The sequence below is a fragment of the Dermabacter sp. HFH0086 genome (assembly GCF_000413375.1).
Taxonomy (GTDB): Bacteria; Actinomycetota; Actinomycetes; order Actinomycetales; family Dermabacteraceae; genus Dermabacter; species Dermabacter hominis.
On the sequence record NZ_KE340308.1, the window covers coordinates 617,225 to 631,965 of the forward strand.

The following is a 14,741-nucleotide window of genomic DNA, read 5'->3' on the forward strand; positions in this document are numbered from 1 at the left end:
GTAAACGAGGTTTTTACTTCTCGTCGACGCGCATGAGCTTCGTGCGCAGAACGGACTCGTTGAGGCCGAGCTGGCGATCGAGCTCCTTGGCGGTCTCGGGCTTCGAGGTGAAGTTAAGAACGACGTAGATGCCTTCCTGCTTCTTGTCGATCTCGTACGCAAACTTGCGCTTGCCCCACACGTCGGTGTTGTCGACGGTGCCGCCCTCAGCAGGAACAACCTTGATGAGCTTCTCAAAAGTAGTGTCCACGGTACGCTCGTCGATCGACGGGTCCAGGATCACAACCATTTCGTACTTACGCATGTGTAAATCCCCACCTCCTGTGGTCTATCGCGGCCACGGTCCTTCCGTGGCAGGAGGGTCATGCATGCGCCTGCGGTTTTCCACAGACTTCCCAAGTCTAGCGGCTCGCCCGGGTTCGGGGAAGGGGGTCCGACGGTGGCCTGGACCTCACCGCTACCGAGGTTCTTTCGGCGTCGCGGTCGGCTCAACGGGTTTGTCGTTGCCGCGCGTCGGCTGTACCTTCGGCGTCTCCGGCTTTTCGCTCGGTTCAGGCTTCGGTTCGGGCTTCGGCTTCGGCGCTGGCGATGCCGGCTTCTCCTCGGACGGAGAAGGAGACGGCTCGGGCGCCTCCTGCGACGGCTCCTCGGTTGCGGGCGGCTCCTCACTCGGCTCTTCCGATGGTGCCTCGGTCACCTCGGGTTCCTTGGTCACGCGCGGCGCAGGCGCCTGCGTCCGTTTTGTCCTCTTCCGCTTCTTCTTGCCATCGGTATCGACTTCGTCCGGGAAGTCGAGTTCATCCTGCCCGTCGAGGGCGCTCGTCATGATGTCGGCGAAGATACTCGCGGGCGCGCCGCCACCGGTCATGTCCTCCCACGGGCCGAACGGGGTGAGTGGCTCTTCAGTGCGGCCGTCGGAGCTTGGTTGGAACATGCCCACCGCTGTGACCAGCTGGGGGGTGTAACCCACGAAAAGCGCCGAGCGGAACGAGCTTGAAGTACCCGTCTTGCCCGCGACCGGGCGGCCATCCATTTTTTTGTTGACGATTCGTGCCGAGCCGCGAGAGCTCGTGGGTTCCTGGAGGGCTACGGTCGCGTTGATCGCCGTGGACTCCTTGAGAACTCGCTCGCCGTCATCCTTATAGGCGTACTTGCTCGAACCGTCAGCATTCGTCACTTTTTCGACGATGTGCGGCGTGCGCTTAATCCCGCCCGAGGCGATCACGGAATACGACCCCGCGAGCTCGAGAACCGTGAGCGATGAAGAGCCAAGGACGTTGCTCGGACTGTCGTCGAGACCGGGTGTCTTCTCGGAAAGCCCCATCTTGACGGCCGCTTCGCGCGTCTTCTCGGCGCCCATGTCAACGTTGAGTGCCGCATAGGGCGTGTTGTAGGAGTGCCGCGTCGCGGTCAGGAGATCGACGCTGCCACGCGAGACATTGCCGAAGTTCTTGACTGTCCACCCCTTGAAGGTCCTAGGCGAAGAGGCGTCCCAGTTGGAGTGGAGGCTATAGCCCTCCTCGAGCGCGGCAACAAGCGTGAACGCCTTGAACGTTGAACCGGCCTGCATGCGCGACTGGGTAGCGTCGTTCCGCTGCTGCTTGAGGTAGTCCTCGCCGCCGTAGAGCGCCCGGATCGCACCGGTTGACGGGTCGATGCTCACAGTTCCCACGCGGTTATTCTCGGGGCGGTCCTCGGGGAGATTCGCGATCGCTTCGACGGTCGATTCTTGCGTGTGCTTGTCGATCGTCGAGACGATCGTGTAGCCGCCCGTGTCGATGTCGTCCTCGTCGAAGCCTCGCGCCTCGAGTTCCTTGCGCACCGTCGTCATGAGGTAGCCATTTGTGCCGCGCAAGGAGTTTTGACGTTTGTATTCGATCGTCTCGGGGAAGCTGAGCTTGTCAGCCTCCTCCTTCGTGAGGCTTCCCGTCTCGTTGACCTCTCGGTCGATGACCCGCTGCCAGAGCGCTTTCGCTTTATCGGGATTCTTCGCCGGGTCGTAGGCGCTCGGTGCGGGAATGACGGCGACGAGAAGTGCGGCCTCGGCGTCATCGAGCTCGCTCGCACTCTTGCCGAAGTAGGCCTGCGCCGCCTCTTCGATTCCGTAGGCGGAACGGCCAAAGTAGATCGTGTTGAGGTAGCGCGAAAGGATCTCGTTCTTGTCGAGCTCCTCATCGATTTTGACGGCCATGATCATTTCGCGCACCTTGCCGGTATACGAGGTGACCTTGCCCGTGTAGTAGTTCTCGACGTACTGCTGGGTGATCGTCGAAGCCCCCTGGCGGGAGCCGCCAGAAAGGTTGTTCACGAGAGCGCGCACGATACCCTTCGGCGAAATGCCGCGGTTCTCGTAGAACGTGGAGTCCTCGGAGGCGACGACAGCCTCCTTGACGTTGTCCGGGATCTCGTCGGCGGGCAGGATCGTGCGATTGAGGTCGCTGAACTCGCCGAGGAGAGTCTTTCCGTCCGAGTAGTACACGCGGGTCGTTTGAGCAACGGCGATATCGGTCGGCTCGGGTACTTCGGTAGTCGCATACAGCCACGCACCGAAGCCCACGCCAGCACAGAAGAGAACGAGGACGGCCGCGGAAAGGAGGCGCCACGAGGGAAGCCACCGCGAAAACCCTTCTTTTCCGGCGCGCGGGTAGTTGAGAAAGTTCGTGGGCTTGGGTTTGGGCTTAGACGCAGCCGTGCCTGCTGCCGCTACAGCGTGCCGGCCTTTCGTGGGCGCGGCGCTTTCGGGGCGCGGTTTCGTGCGGCTGCGACCAATGCTCGCTGCCGCGGGAGTGGTCGCAGGGCGCGCTGCACGCTTTCCGCTCGAGCGGGTACGGCTCGTCCCCTTTGGGCTCTTGTCGCTCACTTCGAGGTTCCTCTCGTCGCCGGCGCGCTTTCGTGCGCCCCATTATGCGCCCACCATTCCTGAAGGCGCCTCGAGGCTTCCTCCTCGCCGAGAGGTCCCTCCTCCATGCGCAGCTCAAGAAGGTAGGCATATGCCTTGCCGACTGCCGGGCCGGGCTTGAGGTCAAGAATCTGCATGATCGCGCGGCCATCCAGATCGGGCCGGATTTTGGAGATCTCTTCTTGTTCCGCGAGCTCGGCGATGCGTTTTTCGAGGTCATCGTAGGCTTCGCGAAGGCGCTGGGCCTTGCGCTTGTTACGCGTCGTGCAATCGGCGCGCGTGAGGCGGTGAAGGCGTTCGAGCTGATCGCCCGCGTCCGTCACGTAGCGGCGCACGGCCGAGTCTGTCCATTCGCTATCCGCGTAGCCGTGAAAGCGAAGATGCAGTTCGATGAGGTGTGCGACCGCCTTGGTCGTCTCCTTATCGAACTTGAGTGCCTTCATTCGGGCCTTCGCCATGCGCGCCCCCACGACTTCGTGGAACCGGAAGGTCACGACTCCGCCTTCTTCGTAGCGGCGCGTATTGGGCTTCGCGCAATCGTGCATGAGCGCCGCGAATCGCAAAATGAAGTCGGGGCCGGGAACCGGTCCTTCGGGGCCTGTTTCAAGGTCAATCGCCTGCTCAAGCACCGTGAGCGAATGCGTGTAGACATCCTTGTGTCTGTGGTGCTCGTCGATCTCGAGCCGCATCGCGGGAAGCTCGGGAAGGATGATCTCGGCGAGGCCAAAATCGACCATCTGCTCGAGGGCACGCCTTGGGTGATCGCCGAGCATGAGCTTGACGAGTTCTTCGCGCACACGCTCGGCGCTCACGATCTCGAGGCGGCCGGCGAGGGCGGCGATCGCGCGCGCGGTTCCCTCCTCGATGTCGAATCCAAGGGTCGAGGCGAAACGTACGGCGCGCATCATCCGAAGCGGGTCGTCGCTGAAGGACTGTTCGGGGGCGACCGGTGTACGAAGAAGCCCCGCGGCAAGATCTTCGAGGCCGCCGAACGGATCGATGAACTCGAGGGAGGGAAGACGAACGGCCATCGCGTTCACGGTGAAGTCGCGTCGCGAGAGATCACCATCGATCGTGTCACCGTACGCGACCTGCGGCTTTCGAGACTGCGGATCGTATTCCTCCGTGCGGTACGTCGTGATCTCGACCTTGACGCCGTCGAGCTGCGCGCCGAGCGTGCCAAACTCGCGCCCCATGTCCCAGATCGCGCCCCGTTTGCCGACCCACTGCCGAAGAATCTGCTCCGTCGACTCGGGCCGCGCCGACGTCGTGAAATCAAGGTCATCGCTGCTACGTCCAAGAAGCGCGTCGCGCACGGGCCCGCCGACGAGTGCCAGTTCCTCGCCTGCACTCTCGAACATTTGACCGAGCTCGTGAACGGAGGCTGGAAGCGCCTGGAACATGCTCCGCGCGCGGATGCGAACCGTCTCGATCCCCATCCGGTGTGCTTCACGCTTGTCGCCGTTAGTCACGTCGTTCATTCCTCACCTTGATCTGTGATGTGCGGATCGCTCCGCGCGCGCCATCCGTGTTTGGCACGTGGCACGAAGCTGCGCCCTCTACAGTGGTTCCATGCTTCGATCCGTGACGCGGCGCGTTTGTCGCGCCCTCTTCGTCATGGTCGCACTGTATTCGATCCTGTGTGCGGCTCTCGTGCCCGCCGGCGCGCTCGCCCAGCGGGACACCGCAGCGTACCAGTCTACCGGCCAGCAACCGCCCACGAATGTGGCACTGACCGCACCCGCCCTGCCGTCGGAACCCACCCCGTCACCGGAACCTGACGCCCGCGCGCCCCTCACGCTCGATCTTCGCGCGCTCACCCCCTCGGCGGTGAAGCCGGGCGGTACTGTCGAAGCCCGCGTGAACATTACCAACACGGGAAGCACCCCGCTCGAGGGCGTGGCCCTGCAACTCTCGGGGCTCACGTCGCGAGTCACGGATCGCACGGTTGCCGACGAATGGGCGGCGATGGATACGGCGGATACATCGCACCGAGGAACGGTGCGCGGAACTTCGGCCACGCGCACGCTCGGGCCGGGCGAGGCCGCCGAATTCACGGTGCGCGTCCCGGCGGACTCTCTCGGCTATACACGTGACGAATCACTGTGGGGGCCGCGCCGCATCGCCCTCACGGCAGTCACGGGGGCGCAGTCGTCAGCCGACGGCACCCAGCCCTCCACCGGAAGCACCGCCGCCGCAACTCTCCGCACATTTCTCGTGTGGCAGCCCACCGCCGAAACGCCCCGGATTTCCCTCGCCTACCTCGCGCCTCTCGCAAGTACCGATCCCGCGCTCGCGGCGACCGACCCCGATGCCTTCGCCAAGGACGTTCGCGAGGGTGCCTTCGCTGCGCAGTGGGACATTGCCCAGCGTACTGACGTGAGCTGGTGGCTCGACCCCTCCATGCTCACTGAGCTTAAGGCCCCCAAAGGGATGAGTACGCTCGACGAAGCGCTGTCTAAGCTCGATCCCGCCCCTTCCGACTCCACGCCGAGCCCGAGCCCTTCCCCGCCCACGACCCCCGCTGCCTCCGACGCGGGCGGCGCCGATGAACCCGCGAGCGCACCTGCCCCCGGAACCACGTGGGGACAGGATCACACCTGGGACGAGCGCCGCTCGGCGCTCATCGACGCGGCTTCGAGCCACGACGTTACGCTCGCGCCTTTCGCCCTCGCGAGCCCGGCAACTGCCCGCGCGACCGCGAAGCTCCTCGAAAAAGAGGCCTCCGCCGCTGCGACAAGCGCGGGCCTCAGCACGGCGCCGACAGTCGTCCGCATGGAACCCGAGGCGGTCTCCGCGAAAGCGATACGCGCATCGGGCGCGAAAGTCGCCCTTGTCCCCGCCGAATCCTTCTTCTCCTCCACGAACCCCAACGTCACACCGAGCGGCTACGCGCAGCTTGCACGCAAGGGTGAATCCACGGTCGCGCTCGTCGGCTACGACACGCGTCTGACCGAGCTTTCAGAGCATCTCGCTGACGCACACGACCCCGAACTGTCCTACCAGCGGGCTCTCGCGGACACGGCACTCATCGCGGGCCAGCCGGCGTCGGCCCCGCGCACCCTCCTGCTTGCGCCGTCCGCGACCTCTTCACTGAACCCCGAGCGCACGTCGCACCTGCTCGATGCCTTGAGCGCCGCGCCGTGGGTCGCCCACGCCCCTGCCACCACGCTTCTCGACGCGGCGACGGCAGGAAAGGGCACGACCTCGATCATCGGCGAGGGTGGGAACTACTGGGTTGGCTCGGTGAAGTCCGTGCGCGCGATCGGTGAGGGTTCCGACGCCAGCCCCGCCCACATCGACGCCTCGCCCGAAAAGGTGCCGGCGGGCGCAAGCGAACGGGTCGAGAAGAGCCTCACGTCGCTCACCGACGTGCGCGCGACGCTCAAGGACCCGAGCTACCTTTCCGGAGCGGTTCTTCTGGCGGCCTCGGGGGTGAGCAGCCCGTTTTTCGCGGACGCGAACGCGCACGTTCGACGGCTTTCTAGCATCGCGACGGTGACGGAAGCGAACACCCGGCGAATCTCGCTCACGCTCGCGGGAACCTACAACCTCGTCTCCAACGAAGCATCGATCCCATTTACCGTCCACAACGGATTCCCCACCCCGGCAACGCTCCAGCCCACGGTGTCGTTTTCTGACCGCATCGCAAAGACGGGCGGGAAGCTCTCACCGATCACTCTCCCCGCCCTCACGACGAGCGATCACTCCGTTCCCGTGCAAGCAGTGAAAAGCGGGAACGGCACGTTCACGGTGATGATCGCGAGCGAAAACGGGGTCATCCTCGATTCTCGCGAGAGCCAACTGAGCGTCAATCCGGAGTGGGAGAACTGGACGACCCTCGTCGCGATGGTGCTTCTTGCCGCGCTCGTCGCCACGGGCGTGATCCGCGCGGGCCGCACGAAGTCGGATGCCCGCAGCCCAGCCATCACGGCGCCCGAGGATCTTGAGAGCGTCGACGACCCCGACGCCTCCCCGCACCATTCGTGACACAGGAATTAAGGACCCGAACCGAACTATGAACAAACCGAGCACCTCCTCCGCGCGGGGCAAAGCTATGCGAGCGAGCGCCGTTATGGCTGTTGCCTCCGCGTCGACCCGACTCCTGGGTTTCGTGCGCACCTTTTTGCTCGGCATGGTGCTCGGCGGCTCGGCATCGATCGCGGCGAACGCCTATTCGGCAGCGCAAATTCTGCCGAACTCGCTGTGGATCCTCATCGGCGGCGGCACGCTCAACGCGATCCTCGTACCGGCGGTCGTGCGCGCAGCGAAGCTCCCGGATCGGGGCGAGGATTTCTGTTCGCGCCTGTTCACCCTGTTCTTCGTTGTCGCGGCGGCCATCACGACCCTGTGCACGCTTGCCGTTCCGCTCCTGACGGTCGTGGCGAACTCAAAGCTCGACCCGGGAACGGCGCAGGCCGCGACGGTTCTCGGCTATTTCATGATGCCGCAGATGATTTTCTCGTGCATCTACATCATGTTCGGGCAGATCCTCAACGCTCACGAGAGTTTCGGCCCGTTCACGTGGGCACCTGCGCTCAACAACATCATGAACATTGCAGGCTCGATCCTGTTCCTCGTTTTGTGGGGCACGCAGCCTGATGGCACGCAGTGGACGTGGGGCATGGTGCTCGTGCTCGCGTTTTCCCAAGTGGGGGGCAGCGCCGCGCAGGCCCTGCTCGTGTGGGCCTGGACGAGGAAGATCGGCCTCAAGATCAGGTTTAAGTGGGGTTTTCGCGGTCTGGGCCTACGCAAGCTCGGCACGATGGGCCTGTGGACGTTCGCCATGATGGTTATCGGCCAGATCGCGGTGTTCGCACGTCGCTGGTCAACGGGCGGTGCGGTCTCGGCGGTGGAAAAAGCGCAAGCGAGCGGGGTCGGCGCTTCCCGCGAGCTTTACCCCGCTCTCGCGGCCCTCGACTGGTCCTACACGGTTTTTATGCTCCCGCAGGGCATCATCGCCGTATCGCTCGTGACGAGTATCTTCCCGCGGATGTCGAAGCGCGTGACCGAACACGACCACCTCGGGGCCTACCGCACGTATTCGTCGATGAACAGGATTCTGTTCGTGCCGATGATCCTCGCGACCGCCGTGCTCGTTGTTCTCGCGGCGCCGATCATGTGGGTCGTTGTGGGCGGCACGAGTCCCACGGGCGCGGGTGCAAATGGGCTCGTGCTTATCGGCTACACGCTGGGACTTCCCGCGTTCGCGGCAACCTACCTCGTGACTCGCTACTTCTACGCCTATGAGGACACCCGCACGGCCTTCCTGATGCGCGTTCCCCCAACGGTGCTCTCGCTCATCGCGATCCCCGTGATCCTCTTCTGGGTCGATCCTCGCTATGCCGCTGCGGCGGGCGCTTTCGTAAGCTCGGTCGGGATTCTGATCGGGTGGCTCGAGGGCGTGTGGCACATGCGGCGCAATCTCGCCCGCAAGGGCGTCGACATGAGTCAGGTGAACTCGCTCGGTGCCGTGTCGATGGTTGCCCGTCTTCTCGTTGCCGGCCTGGTCTCAATGGCCGCGGGCTGGGGTCTCCTCGCACTTCTCGGCGATCTCACGTGGAAGGGGCGCCTCATCGCGATCGTCGTGGGCGTCATCGTTGCGGCGGTCATGACAGGGGTGTTTGCTCTTGTCGCGTGGGCGCTTCGCGTGTCTGAGATCCGCGACGCGGCAACGATGATCGCCTCCCGAGTCATGCGCAAGCGTGGCCGCGGGAAACCAGCAGAAAAGCCGCAGGAGGAGACTCCCGCCGCCGTGGAGGAAACCTCGAGCGTGCCAGAGGCACCCCGCTACGATGGTCAAACATCGGATCGAACTGTTCAAGCGAACCAAAGGATGACCGTGACCGATATTCGCAGCCTCGAGGAGCTTTTTTCCTCCCTCTCGCTGAGCCCTGCCCTGGACGGTTCGGGGCGCGGAGAATCTGGCCGCGTGCCATCGTCCACCACCGAAGGGGCGTCGTGGCATCGCGGTGTGAAGGAGAGCGGCGAGCCGATTCTCGTCTTCCTCGTGCGCGGGGAGTTTGCCGCCGATGTTCTCGATGCGGCCCGCCGCGTGTCTCTCGTGAGCGTTCCCGGCCTCGAGGCCGTCCATGACGTGCTTGAGCCGAGCGACGGCGAGTCGAAGGCGACCGCGGTGGTGTATACGGATCCGGGCCTTCCCACCCTCGCTGACCTCACCCGCGACGGCGCGCTTCGCGCAGAAACGGCCCGCACGATCGCGGGTCGCGTGACGACGACGCTCCAGGAGGCCCGTAGCAAGGGCATTCGCCACCACCACCTTGACGAGGATCGCGTGTTCGTGGATCTTGAGCACGATCAGGTGACGATCCTCGGCGCAGGTGTCGAAGATGCGGGCGACGAGGGTCTTTTGCACCTCACCGAACCCTTCACTCTCAGCCCGGACGTGCGAGCCGTGGGCCGGGTTTTGTATGTCGGGCTCGCGGGGCGCGGGCCGGAGTTTTTCGGTTCCGACGCCTCCTTCGATCCGTCGACAACGTCTCCGCGCACGGTTCCCGCCGAGCTGGGTGCGCTCACTGCGGCTCTTCTGACGCCGCTCACGCCGAATGCGCCCGCGGATGGACCGCGTCCGTTGTCGATTGAGGACGTACGCGAGGAGCTTTCACCGTGGCAATCGCTTCCGGTCACTCTCGAGGCGTACGATCCCGAGCAACACGCGGGGGCGCCTGTCCCACTCGCGGTGCGCAAGGCCGCGGGACCCATTGTCGCGGGGCCGTTTGAGCGCCAGGCGGAAGCACAGAGCATAGCTGCGGTAAGCGATTCCGAATCGCCTGCTCCCGCCGAGAACCCCGAGGCCAATGAGAATGTCGAGGCCGAAGAGAACGCTGAGCACACAGAAACTCCCGCAAACAGCGAAGGCCCCGAAATCACCGAGGGCTCCGAGGCCCCTGAAGCCACACTGACGGGCACGGCCGAGACGGTCGACAGGCCCCTTACGGATTCTGAAAAGCCGTGGTCCGAGGTCATCGACGCCCCTCAGAACCCAAGCGCGGCAAGCACCTTCCCCGGCCACATCGACCCGAGTACGCACTACGCCCCGGCTGCGCCTGCGGAGGAACCCACGGCGCCGGTGGCGCCCGTCGCCCCTGCCGCACCCGCCCCTATTCCGGTCGCGGGTCGCGAGGAGTCCCTCGCCGAATCTCCGCGCACACCAAACACGAACGATGAACCCCACTCAGCTCCCGGCCGCCCGGCCGTGGCGCCTCCCTCGGCAGTGCAGCACGCTGCCCCTCGCGTGCGCCAAAACGCTCCCGGAGCGGGTGTCGTCATCCCCGTGCAGGGCCGCGACGCGAGCGCCTTCGACGCGAACGCTCCCGCCCCGCAAAGCCCACAGCACGCTTCAGCATTCCGCGACGTCATGGACATCGCACTCGCCTCCGACGCATCGGGGAGCACCCCGGCTTCCGGCGCCAGCACAGTGTCTCGCTCGACAACGGCGCGCGTCATTCTCGTTGCTGCCCTCCTCGCCGTCATCCTCGGCCTCGTCTGGGCGGTAACGTCCGTGACGTCGGTGGGCCGCCACAATCGAGATGTCGCCACGAGCCCGACCACGCAGGCGTCGGAAGAAAAAGCCCCGAAAGAAACCGAGGCCCCGGCTGAAAAGCCGAGCGAAAAACCAACCGAGACGCCCAAGCCCCTCGCGCCGCTCAACCAGGTGAGCATCGTGTACCCGCCGGACCCCACGAAGGCTGATAAGCCCGAGAGGGCGGGGAACATGCTTGACGGCGATCCGGGTACCGTGTGGAAGACCCAGCGGTACAACGGCGCCGATTTCGGCAAGCTTCGCGACGGGATGGGCGTCAAGCTCGACCTCGGCGAAGGTGAAGTCAAGAACGTCCGCGTCACGCCCGGCGCGCAGCAGGGCGGCACGATCGAGCTGCGCACCCTGACTGAGGACGGCCAGCTCGGCGACGTGCTCGCCTCGGGCGAGGTCGCCGCCGGCCAAGACCTCACCCTCACGCCCGAGAAGCCCGTCGACGCGCGGGCGCTTGTGCTGTGGGCCCCGAACCTCGGCGCTGTCGACGGTGGGTTCCGCCTCGAAATCGCCGAAGTGAAGGTCAATCAGGAATGATGTTCTTTCGTCGCGGCTCGCGTCGCCGCTCACGCGCGCGAGGCGAATTGAAAAGCTGGACGGGCTTCCCACCCGGGGTGTTCGCCGCTTTTCTCGTCGTGACGATTCTCCTTGGCGTCATGCTGTCGTGGGCGCTCAACCTCAGCGTGACGATGGACGCACCTGCCTCGCAAAGCATCGCCGATTCGAACTCGGCCCCTGGAACCGATAATGCCGGCCTTCCGGTACTCACCGAGTACACGCTCGGCGCCGAGGTCCAAAACCTTCTCGATACCGGAAGCCTGCAAACGCCCGCGACGTTCGACGTCACGCAGTGCCTGAAGTCCCTGTCGTCGAAAGAGTCGGTGCTTATGCTCGAGCAGGTGTCGTGGGGCGCCGACGAAAACGCGTGGCTCCTTGTGCTCGATGAGCATAACCTCACGCAAGTTCGCCGCGAGGGTGGGGAAGTTTCCGCGTCCGTCGTGCGTTCCACATGCGGAAGAAATGCCGACGGCGCCTCCGATCTCCTGTTTTCCGCACGGGTACTCGTGGATCCGAAGAGCTGACCGCGGATCTCAGCCTTCCCACCTACCCTTGTTCTGTTTGACCGTTGCGAGCTTTCGCTGTGAAAGGACATCATGACCACCTCTGAGCCTCAGACCCCGATCCTCAACACCCTCGGCGGTGGCTTCGGCATCAGCCTTGCGGGAGCGCAGACCGAGGCGGCTGAAACTGCTTCGCCTGCCGACGCTTCGGACGCCCCCGTGCGTGACATTGTGATCGTCGGTTCGGGCCCGGCGGGCTACACCGCCGCCGTTTACGCGGCGCGCGCTGGGCTGAAGCCCGTGGTCATCGCTGGCTCGCTTGATGCTGGCGGCGCCCTCATGACGACCACCGAGGTCGAGAACTTCCCCGGTTTTCCGGAGGGCATCATGGGCCCGGACCTCATGGGCAACATGCAGGAACAAGCGGAGCGTTTCGGCGCCGAGATCCTGTTCGAGGACGCTACCGACGTTGAGCTCGCAGGCGAGATCAAGACTATCCGCACCGAAAGCGGTGACGTGTTCCGCGCAAAGGCCGTCATCATCGCGACCGGTTCCGCCTACCGCAAGCTCGGCGTCGACGGCGAAGAGCGTCTTTCCGGCAAGGGCGTGAGCTGGTGTGCAACGTGCGACGGCTTCTTCTTCAAGGACAAGGACATCTTCGTCGTTGGCGGCGGCGATTCCGCTGTTGAAGAGGCAACCTTCCTCACCCGTTTCGGCAAGTCCGTTACCCTGCTTCACCGCCGTGACGCCCTGCGTGCCTCGAAGATCATGGCGAAGCGCGCGGAAGATGATCCCAAGCTTCAAATCCGTTGGAATACCCAGGTCGTTGGCATCGAGGGCGATAACGAGCTCTCGCACCTCGTGCTTGAAAATACCGTCACCGGTGAGCGTGAAACGGTTCCTGCCGATGGTCTTTTCGAGGCGATCGGGCACCTGCCCCGCTCCGATCTTTTCAAGGGCCAGATCGATATTGACGACGAGGGGTACATCCTCTGCGAGGGTCGCACGACCCACACCTCGCTCGAGGGTGTTTTCGCGTGTGGCGATGTCGTTGACCACCGCTACCGCCAGGCCATCACTGCGGCCGGTTCGGGTTGCTCGGCCGCTCTCGACGCAGAGAAATACCTCGCCACGCTCGAGTGAGCGAGCCCGGTTCCGACGGTTCACTTTCGAGTGAAGTCGTCACGTTTCACATTCATCTCTATTGGGCCTCGTGGGCGGCGCCGTCTCTTCCTGCGCCGCTCACGGCCCGCGAATTACGCGATCTTGACCTACCGTCCGTGAACGTTGTTGTTCATGACGTTTCGGTTGCGGACGATCCTGAGCAACAAGCGCCGCAATTTTCGCCTCGCGTACTTCCCTCGTGGCGCATCGTTGCGCTTCGCGGTTCCGAGGTAGTGGGCGAACGAGTGCTCGAAGGTGCGAGCCCGAAGTTTGTCGTGCGCGATGCGCTCGAGGATCTGCGGCGCGCCACTGTCTGCTAACACTGCACGTCCCACCGGAGACATTCACCCGATCGTCGTCACCGTGGCCTGCATCACAGGGTTATCCCCATATTTATCCACACTCTTTTCACGGGTGCTGCAGCCCATTGTGGACAAGTAACGAATGACGCCCTGACCTGCAGTTTTACCGTTCATGGTGGGCCTTGCGACGCCTGCCTTGGCACGCGCATTCCTGGCTAGCGGGCTACGTCTCCCACGTTATCCACACACCTCTTCACATATGTGAGCTAACTTGCCTAGCTACACGTGGAACCCCTCTGTCGCGTCCCAGCGCCTATCCCACACACCTCCGTCGCTACCCCGCTGCCTCGGTCCACACTGTCCGCCGCACGCATCAGTTGTGGATAGATTCCAGAACCCGCGGTAGGACCCGTAGGGCTGTTTCCCGTGAAACCCCGCAATGTGCGAGTAACGATTATCAGCGAGCTCTCCTGCGTCAAGAACAGTTCTTAAGCTGAGGGAACTCGCGAATAGCCTCGAGCGTCCTAGTAAGCACGTCCTGACGCCAATACACGACATTTCACGTGAAACACCACTGATGGGCTATATCAGCACCCGCAGCCGCCCCACGTGCCAATAGACCCGAACCGCTTTGATCCCACTCGACGCATACAGAAGACCTCCCATCGATCTAAGTCCGTGCTCTGCGGAGCGCACGAAGTTTCACGTGAAACGCAGTCCTTAAAACTAGAGAACAAAATCAAACGTTGGCGTAGCGGAGGATGACCAACCCGTGGGCCTTAAAGTTCGTCGAGCCAAAGTTGCGGAAAGCAAACTAGGGAGTTTCACGTGGAACACCTCAGGATCGATACGCCAAACCCTCCTTAACGGACACATACAGCGGTAGAGCGCCGCGGCTAAGTGAGCAGCGCGCTTGTTTCACGTGAAACTCTTTTGAGTTGCAGCGACGCGCGCCCGAACTACCGAAACCAAGCGACTCAAAGTTCTCTTCTCCTCGAAGTGTTGTTTCACGTGAAACGCATACCAGCCAACGACGGTAGCAGAACGCAACGAGGTAGTTAGCTGTGTATGTTTCACGTGAAACGATGTCTTTTCTTTCATTAGTCCAACGCGTTCTCTCGGGGAACTCTCAAGATGACGAAATAGCGAGTGACTTCGTATCGAAGAAAGAGCAACCTGTTTCACGTGAAACGGTTGACGCTACTTCTCGAATAGCTGACCATTCGAGCAATACTGGGAATTTGGCCGAGCCTCGTAATCCAACCAACAGCCCATCAGTAGAGTTTCACGTGAACCGAGGTGCCGTGGCCAAGCCGACAAATACTCCACATGATTGGTAAGGGTCTCGCGAGTGGCTGCAGGTGGTAGCGGTTTCACGTGAAACGTGAATCCGCGCTGATACTGAGTCGAAGCAGGGCGAGGTCTTTTCGGCGAAACCGCGTTCCACGTGAAACACGGAAGAGTATGACGAAACGGCTGGGAACTCGGGCATACAAATACGGCTTATCTACGATCCATAGGTACGCATGGGAGAGCGCAGGAGCCTGCCGGGAGCTCAAGACCACAACGGAGATGTGGTTAAGGGCGGTTGGCCTCCCGGCACCAGCTATTCTGCAAAAGCAGCGCGGGTTGACGTGCAATTACAACGATGGCCGCCCTGGAACCCAGGGGCCAAACACGAGAGGCTTCCGCAAAAAGGCGTGCACGTTTCAATATGCGACCGCAGCAAGCGTTAGCGAAGGTTCCCGGAAAACAGTTCC

8 protein-coding genes are annotated in these 14,741 nt (G+C 63.3%); 5 read left to right on the top strand and 3 right to left on the bottom strand.

What is annotated here, in order from left to right; translation table 11 throughout:
* Window positions 1–13: 13 nt before the first annotated feature.
* The 3 genes from rpsF to HMPREF1484_RS02825 all read right to left on the bottom strand — a co-directional run bounded on the left by rpsF (window position 14) and on the right by HMPREF1484_RS02825 (window position 4,380).
* Window positions 14–304: a 30S ribosomal protein S6 gene (gene rpsF, locus HMPREF1484_RS02815; protein WP_016663509.1), complete on the bottom strand. Its 291-nt coding sequence runs from the start codon at window positions 302–304 to the stop codon at window positions 14–16.
* 153 nt (window positions 305–457) lie between these two features.
* Window positions 458–2,860 (bottom strand): transglycosylase domain-containing protein, encoded by a 2,403-nt coding sequence (locus HMPREF1484_RS02820; protein ID WP_016663510.1) that lies wholly within the window; start codon window positions 2,858–2,860, stop codon window positions 458–460.
* The gene (locus HMPREF1484_RS02825; protein WP_016663511.1) at window positions 2,857–4,380 is read right to left on the bottom strand and encodes a CCA tRNA nucleotidyltransferase; all 1,524 of its coding nucleotides are present in this window, start codon (window positions 4,378–4,380) and stop codon (window positions 2,857–2,859) included. Before HMPREF1484_RS02825 ends, HMPREF1484_RS02820 begins: the two co-directional genes overlap by 4 nt.
* A gap of 91 nt (window positions 4,381–4,471) precedes the next feature.
* On the opposite strand from HMPREF1484_RS02825, the gene HMPREF1484_RS02830 reads away from it, so the two are divergent.
* The 5 genes from HMPREF1484_RS02830 to HMPREF1484_RS02850 all read left to right on the top strand — a co-directional run bounded on the left by HMPREF1484_RS02830 (window position 4,472) and on the right by HMPREF1484_RS02850 (window position 12,999).
* Complete coding sequence (locus tag HMPREF1484_RS02830; RefSeq protein WP_016663512.1) at window positions 4,472–6,889, top strand: DUF6049 family protein; 2,418 nt, start codon at window positions 4,472–4,474, stop codon at window positions 6,887–6,889.
* A gap of 85 nt (window positions 6,890–6,974) precedes the next feature.
* Window positions 6,975–10,991: a murein biosynthesis integral membrane protein MurJ gene (locus HMPREF1484_RS11145; protein WP_232049682.1), complete on the top strand. Its 4,017-nt coding sequence runs from the start codon at window positions 6,975–6,977 to the stop codon at window positions 10,989–10,991.
* Window positions 10,988–11,536 (top strand): hypothetical protein, encoded by a 549-nt coding sequence (locus tag HMPREF1484_RS02840; RefSeq protein ID WP_016663514.1) that lies wholly within the window; start codon window positions 10,988–10,990, stop codon window positions 11,534–11,536. Before HMPREF1484_RS11145 ends, HMPREF1484_RS02840 begins: the two co-directional genes overlap by 4 nt.
* 72 nt (window positions 11,537–11,608) lie before the next feature.
* Window positions 11,609–12,658, top strand: coding sequence for a thioredoxin-disulfide reductase (gene trxB / locus HMPREF1484_RS02845; protein WP_016663515.1), 1,050 nt, complete (start codon window positions 11,609–11,611; stop codon window positions 12,656–12,658).
* The gene (locus HMPREF1484_RS02850) at window positions 12,655–12,999 is read left to right on the top strand and encodes a hypothetical protein (protein ID WP_016663516.1); all 345 of its coding nucleotides are present in this window, start codon (window positions 12,655–12,657) and stop codon (window positions 12,997–12,999) included. Before trxB ends, HMPREF1484_RS02850 begins: the two co-directional genes overlap by 4 nt.
* Window positions 13,000–14,741: the final 1,742 nt, after the last annotated feature.

Excerpts from the sequence above, each read along its gene's own strand:
- rpsF (WP_016663509.1), bottom strand. The coding sequence starts at position 304 with ATGCGTAAGTACGAAATGGTTGTGATCCTGGACCCGTCGATCGACGAG.
- HMPREF1484_RS02825 (WP_016663511.1), bottom strand. The coding sequence starts at position 4,380 with ATGAACGACGTGACTAACGGCGACAAGCGTGAAGCACACCGGATGGGG.
- HMPREF1484_RS02830 (WP_016663512.1), top strand. The coding sequence starts at position 4,472 with ATGCTTCGATCCGTGACGCGGCGCGTTTGTCGCGCCCTCTTCGTCATG.
- HMPREF1484_RS11145 (WP_232049682.1), top strand. The coding sequence starts at position 6,975 with ATGGCTGTTGCCTCCGCGTCGACCCGACTCCTGGGTTTCGTGCGCACC.
- HMPREF1484_RS02840 (WP_016663514.1), top strand. The coding sequence starts at position 10,988 with ATGATGTTCTTTCGTCGCGGCTCGCGTCGCCGCTCACGCGCGCGAGGC.
- trxB (WP_016663515.1), top strand. The coding sequence starts at position 11,609 with ATGACCACCTCTGAGCCTCAGACCCCGATCCTCAACACCCTCGGCGGT.